We start from the raw sequence: 14,676 nt of genomic DNA on the forward strand, positions 1-14,676 counted from the left end.
ATCCCACTTCATGATCCATGGGTCGTCGTACTTTTTCTGCAGCTTCTTGAGCTTCGCCTTGTAAGCTTCCAAAACCTCGGTATGGCTGCTGCTGATCGCTAAGCAACCACCATCGCCAGGTGGAACGTCGTTGCCCGCACCGCCGTCGTGGGTTCCACGATTGAAAGGAAGGAATTTGGTGTTGGCACCGTCCAGCCGAGTCGTCATCGCGGCCTCGTACTGGCTGACGGCGAAATGCACCAAGGCACCGCGTTTGAAAGTCAGCAGCGGTTCAGGCTTGTTCGTTTCGGGATCTTTCGGCAGGCGAGTTTTCTTGTATTGGCGTGAACTCTTCAGGTGGCCATGCTCACTCAAAGCGAGTGAGAGTTCAGGAATCGGCGGATTCTTTGGAAACGCCCAGTTGTCGGGTGACGGCTTCGATTGGGATCGGAATCCCACGCAGGCAACCTTCGAGAACCAATTCGGTGCCAACCACGCCTTGGAAGCGAGCGACAATCATTCGTCCACGGCGAGCTTTTTCGAGCTTCACCATCACGATCAGGTTGTCGCCGGGGGTCACGACGCCGCGAAAGCGAACTTCATCCACTCCCCCGAAACCAACCATGGCAGCGCCGAGCAGGTCGTGTTTTTGGGTGTAGTAGCTGGAAAGCTGAGCGACTGCCTCCAGCATCACAACGCCGGGCATCAACGGCATGCCGGGCATATGGCCACGAACCCAGAATTCATTTTCTGTGATCGCTTTGTATGCAGCGCAGGCGTGCTGATCGAGATCCTCGTAGAGGATTGCGGTCAGTTGTTCCATCTCGTGCCGCTGCGGGTTGTACTCACGAATCGCTTCGATATCGGCGATTGGTTTTTCAACGTCCAGCAGGGCCGGATCCAGGATGAATTCGCTACGTGCCACGATCAGGTCTTAATTTTTTTCCGCTTTGCCTTGCGTGCCTTCGCATTGGCGGGGCGTTTGCCGTGGTTGGCTTTCTTGGTTTTCCGGTGGGGCTTGGCCACTGTATCGGTCGCTATTTTAAGAGGAGAGACGTGTGAAAATGGCAAGCAAATCGGCGATTGAAACCGTTAGCCAACGCGATCGGACATTAGCGTTCGCGATAAACGATGCGACCTTTCGTCAAATCGTATGGCGAAAGCTCCACGCGAACTTTGTCGCCTGGAACGATCCGGATGAAGTGCTTTCGCATTCGACCAGCAACATGGGCCATGACCTCATTGCCGGTTTCCAATTGCACACGAAAGCGAGTGTTGGCGAGGGCTTGTGTAACGGTGCCCTCGACTTCAAAAGCTTCTTCTTTCTTACCCAAAATTGAACCTTCTTAGCGTTTGCTAAACTGAACGCCACGGCGAGCACCGCGAAGGCCGGGTTTCTTCCGTTCCTTCATGCGTGAATCACGCGTCAGGAAGCTGCCTTCACGCATCGGGTCGTGCAAAGCCTCGTCGTGGCTGCACAGAGCACGAGCGAGACCCATGCGAACGGCTCCGGCTTGGCCGGTCATTCCGCCGCCCGAAACACGAATCAACAGGTCGACCGAATCGGTCAATCCCGCAGCTTCGAGGGTTTCAGTGATCGCGTAGCGATGTTGGTCGTTGACGAAGTAGTCTTCGATCGACTTACCATTGATAGTGATTTTTCCGCTGCCTGGACGAACGCGTACTCGGGCAACGCTGCTTTTTCGACGTCCTGTTCCCAGTGCGTCGCCGTTGATCTTGTCTTTTTTTACTGCAATCATGGATCAGACCCGCGTGATGCGGTCGGTGAGGGCATGTGGAAATCAGGCGCTGGCTTTCTTGCCGGTGCGAACCAATTCAACGGGTTGCTGAGCGGTGTGTGGGTGCTCAGGACCAGCGTAGATTTTCAATTTGCTCAGCATTTGGCGAGCGAGTTTGTTCTTTGGCAACATTCGTCGAACCGCATGGTACAGCAAGTATTCCGGTTTGCGGTCATGGCGATCTTGGTAGCTCTCCAGACGCAGGCCTGGGTAGCCGGTGTACCAAGTGTAGTGGCGGTCACGCATCTTGTTGCCCGTCATGCCGATCTTGTCGGCGTTGGTGACGATCACGAAATCACCACAATCGACGTGTGGGGTGTACTCAGGACGATGTTTTCCCATCAGCACGACAGCGATATCGCTGGCGAGTCGACCGAGGACTTCGTCGCTGGCATCCACAACATGCCATTGCTTTTCGATTTGGCCGGGTTTGGCCATGTAGGTTCGTTGAACAGCCACTGCTCACAACTTCTGACAAAAGGACACCGAAAATTTGAATCGCAGAACCTAATCGACGGAACCCAAATTCGGCAAGGGCTATTTGGGAAACGTTTGTAGGGTTTTTGGGCGAATTGGGATAGCCGTGCTAGCCAACCTTGGACGGAGGAGGCCCCGCGCTGGTGGGTTGAGCTCGGTTCTTGGCGGTTGCCGAGGCTTTCCTCTCCGGTTTCGCCGTCAGTTGAATCGGCGGAACGGAGGACGATCCACCATGAAACGTGCGTTTGCCGTCAATGGTGTGGTCAAGCACAAAAGCGCCTCCCGGCATCCCCTTTCGCGGCGAGACACGCAAGATCGCCGCGTGTCCGCACTGAGGGCATCGAATCCGGAGGCTGTGCGCGTCCAGCATCTTTTGGATGGATCGGGCAAGTTCTCGGTTTTCTTCGAGCGTTGGGAGGGATTGGCCAACCAACCCTTGCAACTTCTCCTGCATCGTCAGTCGGACGGTCCGCTGGATTCGATTCAGTTCCCACTGCAGCGCGTGGAGCATCTGCCCCGGATCGGAGGGTTTGTGGGCGGACGGTTCGTGAGCGGGGGGCGAATGGTGGTGGTTAGGCGAATGGCGATCGGTGGGTGCGTTTCGGTTGGGGGCGGCATCCAAGGCGGGCGTCCAAGCGGCGAGGTCGTTGCAAGAGATATCGGGCGCGGTCGGAAGGCGGCCAAGCGGTTTGGCGACTTTTCGGATGCGGCTCTGGACACGAGGTTATACAAAATGTATAAGTTGTCTACCGGGAATCGCTGCAATCGATTTTCTCTGTGCTTTCCGAGTTGCAGGACGAGTCGTGTCGGGGGTTAGGACCGGGGTAACCGGCTCTTTCCGTTCGAGCGGCGCAGTTAGCCAACGAAGAATGCAAACTCCGCTTTTGAAGCGACTTCCAGTGGCGATCTGAGCGAAGTTTTAAGTAGTGTCGGCCCACTGGACGTTTCCGCCCCCTTCTCGCCCGAGCAGTCAGACAGGCCCATGTCGGTCAACCCACAAACGGTCGAAGAAACCAAAGCGCAGATTCGCGGCTTGGTCAACGAAATCGCAGCACTCACCAAGAGTGGTGCTACCGCTTCGGAGTTCTATCCGGAGTTGCTTTCCAAAGTCATCACCGCCCTGGCCGCGGCCGGGGGTGCAGTGTGGCTGCTGGATGAAGACCAGCAGTTGCGACTGCAGTACCAGATCAATGCGGAGCCTTCGATTTTGACCGAAGGCACGGAGGACGCTGACCGGCACAATCGGTTGATCCGTCGCGCCGCCGCATCGGGACAATCGTTGTTGGTTCCTCCTTACAGTGGTACGACGGACGGCGACGCCGAAGGCAACCCGACTCGCTATTTGTTGGTGCTCGGTGCTCTGCAGCACGATGGCCAAAAAGATGGCTTGATCGAAATCTTTCAGCGTCCGGACACCGCTCCAGACACTCAACGCGGTTACCTGCGTTTCTTGCAGCAGATGTGTGAGCTGGCGGCTGAATGGCTCCGCAGTCAGAAACTCCGCACACTCGGTGATCGTCAAACGCTTTGGCAACAAGCCGACTCGTTCGCCCGCGCGGCTCACGAATCGTTGGATTTGAAAGAGACCGCTGCAATTGTCGCCAATGAAGGTCGACGTCTGATCGGTTGCGACCGCGTCAGTGTGGCCATCAAAAAAGGTGGCAAGTGCAAGGTTGAGGCGATCAGTGGCCAGGACACGATCGAGAACCGCTCGAACATCGTTGCAGCCCTGAACGTGCTGGCAACGCGGGTTGTCGCGGCTGGCGAACCCTTGTGGCACGACGGATCCACCGAAGATCTGCCACCCCAGATCGAGGAAGCCCTGGAAGACTACGTTGACCTTTCCTATGGCCGGAATATCGCGGTTCTCCCACTTCGCGAGCCCCAACGAAAGCTCGGCCATGAAGCTGAGATGGGTGCGGCCGGCGAAGTCGATCGGGATGACGCTCACCGCGGCGAAGTCATTGGTGCGTTGATTGTGGAGCAAATCGAATCGGATTTGCCACCTGAGATCTTCCGTCAACGTTGTGATTTGGTTTACGAGCACGGCACCCGTGCGATCGCGAATTCGCAGGCTCACTCGAACCTGTTTTTGATGCCCGTTTGGCGAACCCTCGGTCGTGCGACTTGGGTATTGCGAGCTCGAACGCTTCCCAAAACATTGGGCGTGATCGGTGCGATCGCGGCGTTGATTTGTGGATTGATCTTCATCCCGATGGAGTTTGACCTCGAAGCGGATGGCACACTCAAAGCTGAAGCTCGCCGAGAAGTCTTCGCCGGCATCGATGGCGAAGTTCGTGAGGTGCTGGTCGATCACAACTCGATCGTGGCCGTCGGTGATCCGTTGGTGAAGATGATCAATCCCGACATTGATATCGAGATTGAAGACCTTCGCGGTCAAATCCGCACCACGATGGCGGAATTGCAACGCATCCGGACTCAGTCTCGCAATCGGTCGCAGTTGAAGGCGACAGAGCGACGCGCGATTGAACTGGAAGAGGTGGAAGTCCAAACCAAACTGGAAGCTCAACGGGCCAAGCTGAAATTGAAAGAGCAACGTGCCGACGATTTGATCGTTCGTTCGCCAATCGACGGGATCGTGGTTTCGTGGGAAGTCGAAAAGATGTTGCTCAACCGTCCGATTCAAACCGGTCAGGTGTTGATGGAGATCGCTGACCTTACCAAGCCGATGTATCTCGAAATCGAGATGCCTGAAAAACGCGAAGGTCACTTGGACCAATACATCAAGGACAACAACGTTCAGTCGCTGGATGTGGACTACATCCTGGCATCCAACCCGGACGAACCGTTGCCCGCCAAGCTGCCGATTGAAAACATCTCGCTGCGAGCGGAGTCCCACGACGAGCATGGGTCGGTCATCAAGATGCGGGTCCTGCCCGACCTTGCGGAACTGAACAAGCTGTCTCCGAGTCCCGGTACGAAGCTGACCGCGGACGTCAAGTGTGGCAAGCGAGCCAGCGGGTTTGTGTTGCTGCACGAAGTCTTTGAGTGGGCCTACAAGGTCGCTTTCTGATTTCCTCCTTCTCTTCTCATTTGAACCTTCTCTCCTTGACCCTCCACCACGAGATCCCATTGATGAAATCCTGGCGATTGATCGTTGCCGTCTTGGCCGGCGTTTGCGTTGCCTCAGCGAGCGCAGAGCCTGCCATGGCGCAGACCAGCCAACGGGGTGAGACCCCGTTGATTGCGGAGTATTGCCAAGTTCGATACATCCGCAAGGTCGACATCCCTTCGGAAGTCGAAGGCAAACTCGTCGAGTTGCCCATCGAAGAAGGCATGAGCGTTGCTAAAGACGATTTGCTGGCGTTGGTCGATGACACTTCCGCACGGTTGGCTCTCGAGTTCAAAAAAGCCGAAGAGAAAGAAGCTCAACTCAACGCCGCGAACGAAGTCAACTTGAAGGACGCTCGCAACAACGAAGAGTTGGCACGAGCGGAAGCCGAGTCGTTCCGTGAGCTCTACGAAAAGGGAGCCACGCCTTACTACGAGATGAAGAAGAAAGTCCTCGAAGCGATTCGCGCGTTGCTTCGAATCGACTTGGCGGAAATGCAAAAGAAGATCGCTGAAGCCCAGTACATCGCGAAACGCAGTGAACGCGAGATCGCCGAGTTCGAACTGGACCGTCGTCGCATCACCGCATTGTTCGATGGCTACATCGAAATGCGAATTGCGCAGCTCGGTGAATGGGTGCAGCCCGGTTCGCCCATCGCAACGCTGGTTCAGCTTGATCGTGTTCGTGTTGGTGGTGACATCGACGCTCTCGCATCCAATGGCGTCGTTCGCGCGGGAGCACCGGTGCTGGTTCGCGTTTTCAACACCGCGAATCCTGACCAGAGCTTTGAAGTGAACGCACCGCTAGGGTTTGTCAGCAGTGAGGTTGATGGTCAGAAGCGCTATCGCATTTGGGTCGACATCGACAACCAAAAGGACAGCAACGGCAACTGGATGGTCAAACCCGGCATGGAAGCTGAAATCATCTTTCAGTGATCTCCCGAACGATCTTCAAGACAATCGTTCGATTTTCCTGTTCTCCTTGTCTCGCTTCTCTTTCGACCCTTTCATTCGACACTTGGCTCCATGACCACTCTGGCTGAATCACTGGTAAGCAGTTCGTCACGTGCACTGACGGTGCGCCGACGTCCTGACTTGACCGCCAGCCGTCACCACTACCAAGGGCAAGGGTACTGGGTGGTCAAAGAGCCCGTGGGATTGCAGTACTTTCGTTTTCACGACGAAGAGTATTTCATCCTGAATATGTTGGATGGGCACGTCAGTCTGCAGCAGATCAAGGACGGTTTCGAGCAACGGTTTGCGCCGCAGAAGATCACCTTCGGTGACTTGCAGCAGTTCATCGGCATGCTGCACCGCAGCGGCTTGGTGATCAGCAACTCGCCTGGCCAAGGAAAGTCGCTCCGCGAACGCGGTCGAAAAAAGAAGAACAAGGAATTGATGGGGAAGATGTCCAACGTCTTCGCCATTCGTTTTCGGGGGATCGACCCCGAGAAAATCCTCGACCGAATGTTGCCGATCTTCGGATGGATCTTCACCGTTCCGGCATTGATCTTCTTTGCTGGGTTGTTGCTAGCGGCGTCCTTGCTGCTCGCGACGCAGTATCAAACGGTGTATGCGAAGTTGCCGACGTTCCATCAGTTCTTTGCTGCGGATCGCTGGATCATTCTGGCCGCGACGATGGCGGTCGTGAAAGTCATTCACGAATTTGGGCACGGGTTGAGTTGTAAGAAGTTCGGCGGTGAGTGTCACGAAATCGGCTTCATGTTGCTGGTGTTCACGCCGTGTTTGTACTGCAATGTTTCCGATTCATGGATGCTTCCTAATAAATGGAAACGCATCTGGATCGGTGCTGGCGGGATCTATGTCGAGATGATCCTGGCGTCGATCGCTGCGTTCGTTTGGTTCTTCAGCGAACAGGGGACGACGGTCAATGATTTGTGTTTGAACATGATGTTTTTGAATGTCGTCAGCACGATCTTGGTCAACGGCAACCCGCTGCTGCGGTTTGACGGTTATTACATCATGATGGACTACTTGGAGATTCCGAACCTTCGTCAAAAGAGCACCGAGGTGCTCAAGCGTTGGTTCCAAAAGACGTGTTTGGGTTTGGAGTTGCAGGACGATCCATTCTTGCCCACTCGCAACCAATTCATGTTCGGGATGTTCACGGTCGCCAGTGTGATTTATCGCTGGGTGGTGGTGTTCTCGATCGTATGGTTCGTGATGCAGGTTCTCGAGCCTTATGGCTTGCAGGCACTCGGACGGATTCTAGCCGTGATTGGTTTCTCGGGTTTGGTTGCTCAGCCCGTTATTCAAACGTGGAAATTCATCCGCACACCTGGGAGATTGTCAAAAGTGAAACGCGGACCGTTGTTAACTTCGCTCGCCGTGGCTGGAGTGATCGTCGCTGCGGTGTGCTACATCCCGTTGCCGCACCACATTGATGCAGCGTTTGAGATTCGTCCCAGTCGGGCTGGGATGGTTTATGCCGGCGTCGTCGGACGTGTGGAGCAGACCGTTCCGGTGGGAACTCTGGTCAGCACCGGCGACACGATCGCCTTGTTGAAAAACCCTGAACTCGAAATTCGTCTGGCTGATTTGCAAGGCGAACGCAAGCTCGCTCAAGTGCAACTCGCGAACTTGAAATCGCGACGACTCGATGACACCACCGCCAAGATTCAGATCGAAACCCAAGAGGAAATGTTGGAATCGATCGAAGCGTTGTTGGCCAAGACTCAGGAAGAGTTGGATCGCTTGAACGTTCGAGCCAAGCGAGATGGTTTTGTGCTTCCACCTCCAGAAAAGGCGGAACAAGATCCCGGTGATGGGCGTCTACCTGGTTGGAGTGGGACACCTCTCCAAGAACGCAATCGGGGCGCTTTGTTGACAGCAGATGATTTGATCTGCGAGATCGGGTCGCCGGAAGCATTCGAAGCGGTCCTGATCATTGACCAAGGCGACCGGCAACTCGTTCGCGAATCGCAGGAAGTGGATTTGAAACTGGATTCCCGGCGGTTGGAAACGTTCCACGGTTCGATTGAAGAGATCTCAAAGAAACCGTTGGAAGCCGCTTCGGCATCCATGTCCAGTCAAACGGGCGGCAATTTGCAAACCGAGATCGATCCTCAAACTGGGCAAATCAAACCTCGCAGTGTCTCCTACCAAGCTCGGGTTCCGATTGAAGGAATCGATTGGCCGTTGAGGCCTGGTTATCGCGGTGCTGCCAAGGTGCATGTGGATCCAATGTCGTTAGGAGCACGTTTATGGCGAGTGATTATCAAAACATTCAACTTTGACTTCTAAGTGAGCTAGGCTTCCACCATCCTTTCCATTTGACGTGGTTTAACGCCTGGATTTTGGAAGCGATTTAAAAATTCGGATTCTTGATCTTCACCTGTCGCTTTCGCGTTGCGACGTAGGGGGGGATCACTACATTGGCCCAAAACACGCGAAACTCAACTTTCCTGTTTCCCTTTTGTTTTTTGGAGTTTTTGATGGCTGACGAAACCAAGACGTCTGACGCCCCCGCAGCAGAAAAAGCCGCTCCTGCAGAGAAGGCACAAACCCAAGCTCAGGCTCCTGTCCAAGTTCAGGTGAATGATGACAACGCCGTCGCAACCTACGCGAACTTCTGCCGCGTGACTGGTTCGCCCGAAGAATTGATCATCGATTTTGGTTTGAACCCGCAGCCAATCGGTGTGCCCAAGGAGCCCATCCAGGTCAAGCAACGCATCATCGTGAACTTCTTCACCGCGAAACGTTTGCTCGCCGCATTGCAAATGTCGGTCGCTCGTCACGAATCGGTTTTCGGTGTTCTGGAAACGGACATCAACAAACGTGTTCGTCCAGGCCTGCAACAACAGCAAGCACCTGCGAAGTCGTAATTGATTCGCAAGAATTGAGAATTCAAAAGCCATCCCGCTCGTTGATCAGTGGGGTGGTTTTTTTGTGCGCTGATTCAAGCGACGGTTGAGCCGCTGAGGGCCAAAACGGATCGCTTTGCGGACGCTGGGGCGGTTCGAGGTGGCAAAACAAGGCTCAATCGCAGAAGATGGCACTGCGTCGCCGGGACGCAGTTCAATCCAGACCGCATTCACCCACCGAACGAAAGATCGGATGTCGTCTCTCGCATCCAATTCCAATCTGTCCATCGACCCCGAATCGTTGTTGCCGCGATTCGGACTGAGCCAGTTTCGGCCAGGCCAACGGGACGTGGTCGACGCTCTTGCCACGGGAGCGGATTGTTTGTGCGTGATGCCGACCGGGGGCGGGAAAAGTCTGTGCTATCAGTTGCCATCGTTGGCCCGTGAGGGAACCACGATCGTTGTGTCGCCACTGATCGCATTGATGAAGGACCAGGTCGATACGCTGCAGCGTCGCGGCATCCAGGCGAGATTGCTCAACAGCACGCAATCGCCGGGGCAGCAAGAATCGGTGATGGAGGAAATGGCCGCAGGGAAGTTGGACTTGATCTACGTGGCGCCGGAACGATTGCGCAATGGGCGTTTTCTCGATGTGGTTCCCAAGGCCAATGTGAGTCTGCTGGCGGTCGACGAAGCTCACTGCGTGAGCGAGTGGGGCCATGATTTTCGGCCGGACTACTCGCGTCTGGGCAGATTTCGTGATCGCTACTTGGGCGGCGTGCAAACGATCGGACTGACCGCGACGGCAACACCGACCGTTCGCGATGACATCTGCGAGTTGTTGAACCTGAAACAACCGCGCGTGTTCGTGACCGGTTTCGCGAGAACGAATCTGCGGTTCTCTGTCACGCCGTGCAACAACGATGTCGCCAAACAAAACGCCTTGCGAGATTACCTTTCCAAGCAACCGGGGGCGGGCATCATCTACGGGGCGACGCGGAAACGTTGCGAAGAGATCGCGGAGTGGTTGCCTGAAAAGACGGGCCGCAAAGTCGGCGTGTACCACGCTGGCATGCATCCCGACGAACGACGCCGAGTGCAAGAAGCGTTCATGAAAGGCGAATTGTCTGCGATCGTCGCGACCAATGCGTTCGGCATGGGGATCGACAAATCGGACATTCGGTTTGTGGTGCACTACAACATGCCAGGTTCGTTGGAAGCGTACTACCAAGAAGCCGGCCGCGCCGGCCGCGATGGCGAGATGAGTCAGTGCCTGTTGTTATTCGCCTACGCCGATCGACAGATCCAAGAGTTCTTCATTGAGAACCGCTATCCATCACGAGAGACGGTGAAGAAGGTTTACGAGTATTTGCTTTCCCGCGAAGAAGACCCGATCGAATTGACGCTGGATCAAGTCCGGGAAGCGATCGGCGTTCGGGACGGCAGCGAAGCGATCGGCACATCGGAAACGTTGTTGTCCAAAGCCGGCGCGCTGCGGCGGTTGGATGCGAGTGCTAATCAGGCGGTGCTGCGGATCGACAGTGATGTGCCGACGTTGCTTGATTTCTTGCCTCGTGAAGCCAAGTTGAAACGTCAGGTCATGACCGCGATTGAAAAGGTCATTGGGCCTCGTCGCGGGGAAGATGTGTTTGTGCGGCTCAGTTACTTGGCAACCCGAGCGGGGGTGGAACGGGTTCAATTGACTCGCACATTGCGTGAGCTGACGAAACTGAAATCGTTTGACTACATCCCGCCATTTCGAGGTCGCGCCGTTCACATCATGCGGCGGGATGTTCCGTTCCATCAACTGAAAATTGATTTCGAAGAGTTGGCCCGGCGGAAGCAGGCTGAATATGAAAAACTGGATTCTGTCATTCAGTTCGCACGTTCAACCTCGTGTCGCCAGCACGTCATTCTGAAGTACTTTGGCGATCCCAACGCAGAGAATTGTGGGAAGTGTGACCACTGTGACCCGGCAGGCGAATGCATGCCCAAAGTGGATCCTTCCGCGTTGGCCGCTGCGAATGTTTCGACCGCGAATCAACTCAGTGATAGCGGATCGGTCGGTGCGTTGAGCGAGCAGGCGGGGATCGACATGGTTGCCCTGACAACTGCGATTCGTGTGATCCTCAGCGGTGTCACGCGAACGCACGGTCGTTTGGGAAAGAACCTGATCGCTCAGATGTTGGCGGGATCCAAGAACAAAAAGGTCACGCAACTGCGGCTGAGTCGGCTGAGCACTTACGGCATGCTCGCGGGCCTGAAGCAAGGTGAATTGACCGACGCGATGGATTCTTTGTTGACGGTTGGGTTGCTGGATCAAAAGGAACTGAACGAACGTCGCCCGACTGTCCACATGACCGACCTGGGACGCCAAGTGATGAACGGCCAGGTTCCGTTGCCGCCGTCGTTGCAATTGAAGTTCCCGCTCGCGAAAAAGCTCGCCAAGGTCGCAAGCAAAATTGAATCGGGTGACGTTGCCGAGGAAGAACCTGGTGACGTCGAGCCATCCGTCGTGACCGAGGTTTCCTCGTCCGCTTCGCAGACGCCGTCGTCTCCAGGGGATACGAAGACCGATGCAAGCGTGGTCGCGGCAGAGCCATTGACCACGAATGATGCGCAGGATTTGCTTGATCAAGACCTGTCGGATCGGATCAAACGGTTCCGACGTAAACGTTCCGCGGCCTTGAATGTGGCTCCACACCGGATTCTTTCTGAGTCGACGATCAAACGAGTGGTCCAGTCCAAACCAGCCAACGCGACCCAATTGGAAGCTGTGTCGGGGATCTCCAGCGAGTTCATCGAGGCGTACGGCAGCGACTTGTTGGAACTGATCGCGAACACGTTGGCGGAACACGAGGCCAACTGCCCACCGGAACCTGTGGCAGCGCCAGCAAGCGAGCCCGTGGAGACTGCGACGATCGAACCAACGTCCCGTTCAGAGGCAAAGAAATCCGAGGAAAAGCCTGCGGATCCGACGACTTGGCGGCACGAGTATTGGACATGGCGATTGTGCCGCGATGGTTACACGTTGCAGCAAGTCGCTGAAATTCGTGGCGAGTCCATCGACGCGTTGGTGGAACACTTGATCGCCGCGGCGCGAGCCGGTCAAACCATTGATCCCGCTTGGGCGGACACTCCAGCGAATGCCAAGCGTCTGCGGAATTTGTGATTCGAGGCGGCAATTGCAATGTCGGAACCGTGACCGACGTGGAATGCGTCCGTTGAATGTCCCGGCGGTTCTGGTTGGCTTGGTTGTCGTTGCGAAGCAGGTCGGCAGGAATGATCGGGTAGAACCTCACGTAGGCGAGTCTCTTTGAGACTCGCAGATGACAGCGTCTCGGAGAGACGCCCCTATCGTGATCAAGCCCAATGACTCCCGCTCACGTGCTTACTTGGGTTGGTCGTCGCCATCAGATTGAGCGAGCAGTTCGTCGATCGCACTGAGGACGCGTTCCGATTCACGCTGCAGAAGGGCGAGCAGTTCAGGGGCGTCTTGCACGCGATTTTCTCGGCCAGCTTCCTCGATTTGTTCGGCCGCGTCTTGCAACTGTTTCGCGCCGAGCAATCCGCATGCTCCTTTGAGTGTATGAGCGTTTCGACGAGCTTCGTCGTTGAGACCGGCTGGCATTTCTTGGGTGATTTTTTCGACCAACTGCGCGCACTCGGTTCGAAAGACAAATGCCAGTCTCAGCACGCCAGCGGTTCCCCCAGGAATTCGCGAGCGTGCCGAGTCCAGATCCAGGCAACCCATGTTTTGTGGCGACAGCGTGATCGCGTTGGACGTCGAGCCTGCGGAGGGAAACGCGGCGTGAGCGGCGTTGATGGTGGTCGAGCTTTGTTCGTTGGGCAGATATGGTTTGGGGGCGAACGTTTGCTCCAGCGTTTCTTCGAGCGCAGGATCGGTTGCGGGAGGCAATTCTTTTTGGAACGGCGCCAGTGCGTCGCGCAGTTTTCGGCTGTGGATCGGTTTGGTGAGGTAGCTGTCCATACCGGCTTCGCGGCAGGCGGCGGCGTCTTCGCTCATCGCCGCAGCGGTGAGTGCGATGATTGGAGTGTGGCGATCGGTACCCCATTCCTCTTGTCGAATAGCACGTGTCGCTTCGAGCCCGTCCATGACGGGCATGTGCATGTCCATCAACACGACGTCATAGGATTCGGATCGCCACTTTGAAAGCGTTTCTCGACCGTCGCTGGCGATGGAACATTTGTGGCCCAGTGATCGCAGCAGTCCAGCGATCACGTGTTGGTTGGTGACTCCATCTTCCGCGACCAAGACATGCAGTGCAGCCATTGGTTGGCGGGTGGGGCCGCCCAAGTCTTCTTCTTCATCGTCTGTTTCGCTCAGCATGGAGGCTGGGCAAACCGGCATTTTGAGATCGAAGGAAAAGGTCGTGCCGATGCCGACTTCGCTCTGCAAACGCAGTTGCCCGCCCATCAACTCGACGAGTTGGCGGCTGATGCTCAGTCCCAAGCCGGTTCCTCCGAAGCGACGTGTGGTGGACGCGTCCGCTTGGGTGAATGGATTCAGAACCGCGTCCTGTTGGGCGGGTGGAATTCCGATGCCGGAGTCACAAACGCTCCAGCGGAGTTCCACCATGTCCTGGCGGGCAGGCGGTGTTTCGTCGTTGCCAGACGATTGCGGATCATCCCCCGACGAAGAGTCTCGACGAAGGATTTCGATTTGCACGCGCACGCCGCCGTGATCGGTGAACTTGATGGCGTTGCCAACCAGATTGGTCAGCACTTGGCGGAGTCGGCCGGGATCTCCAATCAAGCGATCGGGAATGTCCGCTGAAAGATCGCATTGCAGTTCGAGCCCCTTTTGAGAAGCGCTGAGGGAAAACGAACGGAGCGTTGATTCAACGGTTTTGCTGAGTGAAAACGGGACGGATTCGAGTTCGAGTCGGCGGGCTTCGATCTTGGAGAAGTCGAGAATGTCATTGATCAGACGCAGCAATCCGTTGGAGGATTCTTGGATGATCTGAACGTAGTCCTGTTGATCGGGATCGAGTTTGGTTTGCGACAGTAGGTCTGTCATGCCGATCAAGGCATTCATGGGCGTGCGAATTTCGTGGCTCATGTTGGCCAGGAATTCGCTCTTGGATCGGTTGGCTGCATCCGCCATGCGAACGGCTTCGTGCAGCGCCGCTTCGGAGCGTTTGAGGTCGGTGATGTCACGTGAAATTCCAAACGTTCCGATGATCTCTCCTGAGTCATTGCGAAGCGGCATCTTGGTGTTCATGCACCAAGTGTCATCGCGATCTGGCCAAGTTTCGCGTTCGACTCGATCGACCAGGGCTTCCCCTGTTTCGATCACCTGCAGTTCATCCAGACGGGCTCCTTTGGCGTGTTCTGGCGTGAAAATGTCGGCGTCGGTTCGGCCATGAACTTCGTCGACGCTGGACCTGCCGAACTTCATCGCCAACGCGTGACTGACTCGAATGAAGCGGCTGTCGATGTCCTTGAAGTAGATGGAATCAGGAATGTTGGCCAGGAATTCGCTCTTGGATCGGTTGGCTGCA

13 protein-coding genes are annotated in these 14,676 nt (G+C 55.8%); 5 read left to right on the forward strand and 8 right to left on the reverse strand.

The window, feature by feature from the left end:
- The 7 genes from ACF8AM_RS22710 to ACF8AM_RS22740 form a co-directional block, all read right to left on the reverse strand.
- Positions 1 to 354 (reverse strand): hypothetical protein (locus ACF8AM_RS22710; RefSeq protein WP_392557845.1); only part of this gene is annotated, 354 nt, incomplete at its 3' end.
- A 13-nt stretch (positions 355 to 367) separates the two neighbouring features.
- Entirely contained in the window at positions 368 to 904 is a 537-nt protein-coding gene (locus ACF8AM_RS22715; protein WP_392557846.1) for a 3-hydroxyacyl-ACP dehydratase FabZ family protein, read from the reverse strand.
- A 2-nt stretch (positions 905 to 906) separates the two neighbouring features.
- Complete coding sequence (locus ACF8AM_RS22720; protein ID WP_390173962.1) at positions 907 to 1,005, reverse strand: 50S ribosomal protein bL37; 99 nt, start codon at positions 1,003 to 1,005, stop codon at positions 907 to 909.
- 86 nt (positions 1,006 to 1,091) lie between these two features.
- Complete coding sequence (gene infA / locus ACF8AM_RS22725) at positions 1,092 to 1,313, reverse strand: translation initiation factor IF-1 (protein ID WP_007328023.1); 222 nt, start codon at positions 1,311 to 1,313, stop codon at positions 1,092 to 1,094.
- 12 nt (positions 1,314 to 1,325) lie between these two features.
- On the reverse strand, positions 1,326 to 1,739 hold the full coding sequence (gene rpsI, locus ACF8AM_RS22730; RefSeq protein WP_392557847.1) for a 30S ribosomal protein S9: 414 nt from the start codon (positions 1,737 to 1,739) through the stop codon (positions 1,326 to 1,328).
- Positions 1,740 to 1,781: 42 nt separating this feature from the next.
- Entirely contained in the window at positions 1,782 to 2,216 is a 435-nt protein-coding gene (gene rplM, locus ACF8AM_RS22735; RefSeq protein WP_392557854.1) for a 50S ribosomal protein L13, read from the reverse strand.
- Positions 2,217 to 2,364: 148 nt separating this feature from the next.
- Entirely contained in the window at positions 2,365 to 2,766 is a 402-nt protein-coding gene (locus ACF8AM_RS22740) for a hypothetical protein (protein ID WP_392557848.1), read from the reverse strand.
- 471 nt (positions 2,767 to 3,237) lie between these two features.
- On the opposite strand from ACF8AM_RS22740, the gene ACF8AM_RS22745 reads away from it, so the two are divergent.
- The 5 genes from ACF8AM_RS22745 (at position 3,238) to ACF8AM_RS22765 (ending at position 12,323) form a co-directional block, all read left to right on the forward strand.
- Entirely contained in the window at positions 3,238 to 5,289 is a 2,052-nt protein-coding gene (locus ACF8AM_RS22745; protein WP_392557849.1) for an efflux RND transporter periplasmic adaptor subunit, read from the forward strand.
- Between the two features lie 62 nt (positions 5,290 to 5,351).
- Entirely contained in the window at positions 5,352 to 6,263 is a 912-nt protein-coding gene (locus tag ACF8AM_RS22750; protein ID WP_392557850.1) for an efflux RND transporter periplasmic adaptor subunit, read from the forward strand.
- Positions 6,264 to 6,353: 90 nt separating this feature from the next.
- Positions 6,354 to 8,591, forward strand: a complete 2,238-nt coding sequence (locus tag ACF8AM_RS22755; RefSeq protein ID WP_392557851.1) for a hemolysin D — start codon at positions 6,354 to 6,356, stop codon at positions 8,589 to 8,591.
- A gap of 179 nt (positions 8,592 to 8,770) precedes the next feature.
- A complete protein-coding gene (locus tag ACF8AM_RS22760) occupies positions 8,771 to 9,172 on the forward strand; it encodes a DUF3467 domain-containing protein (RefSeq protein ID WP_392557855.1) in 402 nt (133 codons plus the stop codon).
- Positions 9,173 to 9,404: 232 nt separating this feature from the next.
- Positions 9,405 to 12,323: a RecQ family ATP-dependent DNA helicase gene (locus ACF8AM_RS22765; RefSeq protein WP_392557852.1), complete on the forward strand. Its 2,919-nt coding sequence runs from the start codon at positions 9,405 to 9,407 to the stop codon at positions 12,321 to 12,323.
- 219 nt (positions 12,324 to 12,542) lie between these two features.
- On the opposite strand, the gene ACF8AM_RS22770 is transcribed toward ACF8AM_RS22765, so the two are convergent.
- Positions 12,543 to 14,676 (reverse strand): response regulator (locus tag ACF8AM_RS22770; protein WP_392557853.1); only part of this gene is annotated, 2,134 nt, incomplete at its 5' end.

The organism is Rhodopirellula sp. JB055, from assembly GCF_043100905.1.
Classification (GTDB): domain Bacteria; phylum Planctomycetota; class Planctomycetia; order Pirellulales; family Pirellulaceae; genus Rhodopirellula.

Coding starts and splice junctions, on each gene's coding strand:
- ACF8AM_RS22765 (WP_392557852.1), top strand. CDS start 9,405: ATGTCGTCTCTCGCATCCAATTCCAATCTGTCCATCGACCCCGAATCG.
- ACF8AM_RS22750 (WP_392557850.1), top strand. CDS start 5,352: ATGAAATCCTGGCGATTGATCGTTGCCGTCTTGGCCGGCGTTTGCGTT.
- ACF8AM_RS22740 (WP_392557848.1), bottom strand. CDS start 2,766: ATGCTCCACGCGCTGCAGTGGGAACTGAATCGAATCCAGCGGACCGTC.
- ACF8AM_RS22755 (WP_392557851.1), top strand. CDS start 6,354: ATGACCACTCTGGCTGAATCACTGGTAAGCAGTTCGTCACGTGCACTG.
- ACF8AM_RS22745 (WP_392557849.1), top strand. CDS start 3,238: ATGTCGGTCAACCCACAAACGGTCGAAGAAACCAAAGCGCAGATTCGC.
- rplM (WP_392557854.1), bottom strand. CDS start 2,216: ATGGCCAAACCCGGCCAAATCGAAAAGCAATGGCATGTTGTGGATGCC.
- rpsI (WP_392557847.1), bottom strand. CDS start 1,739: ATGATTGCAGTAAAAAAAGACAAGATCAACGGCGACGCACTGGGAACA.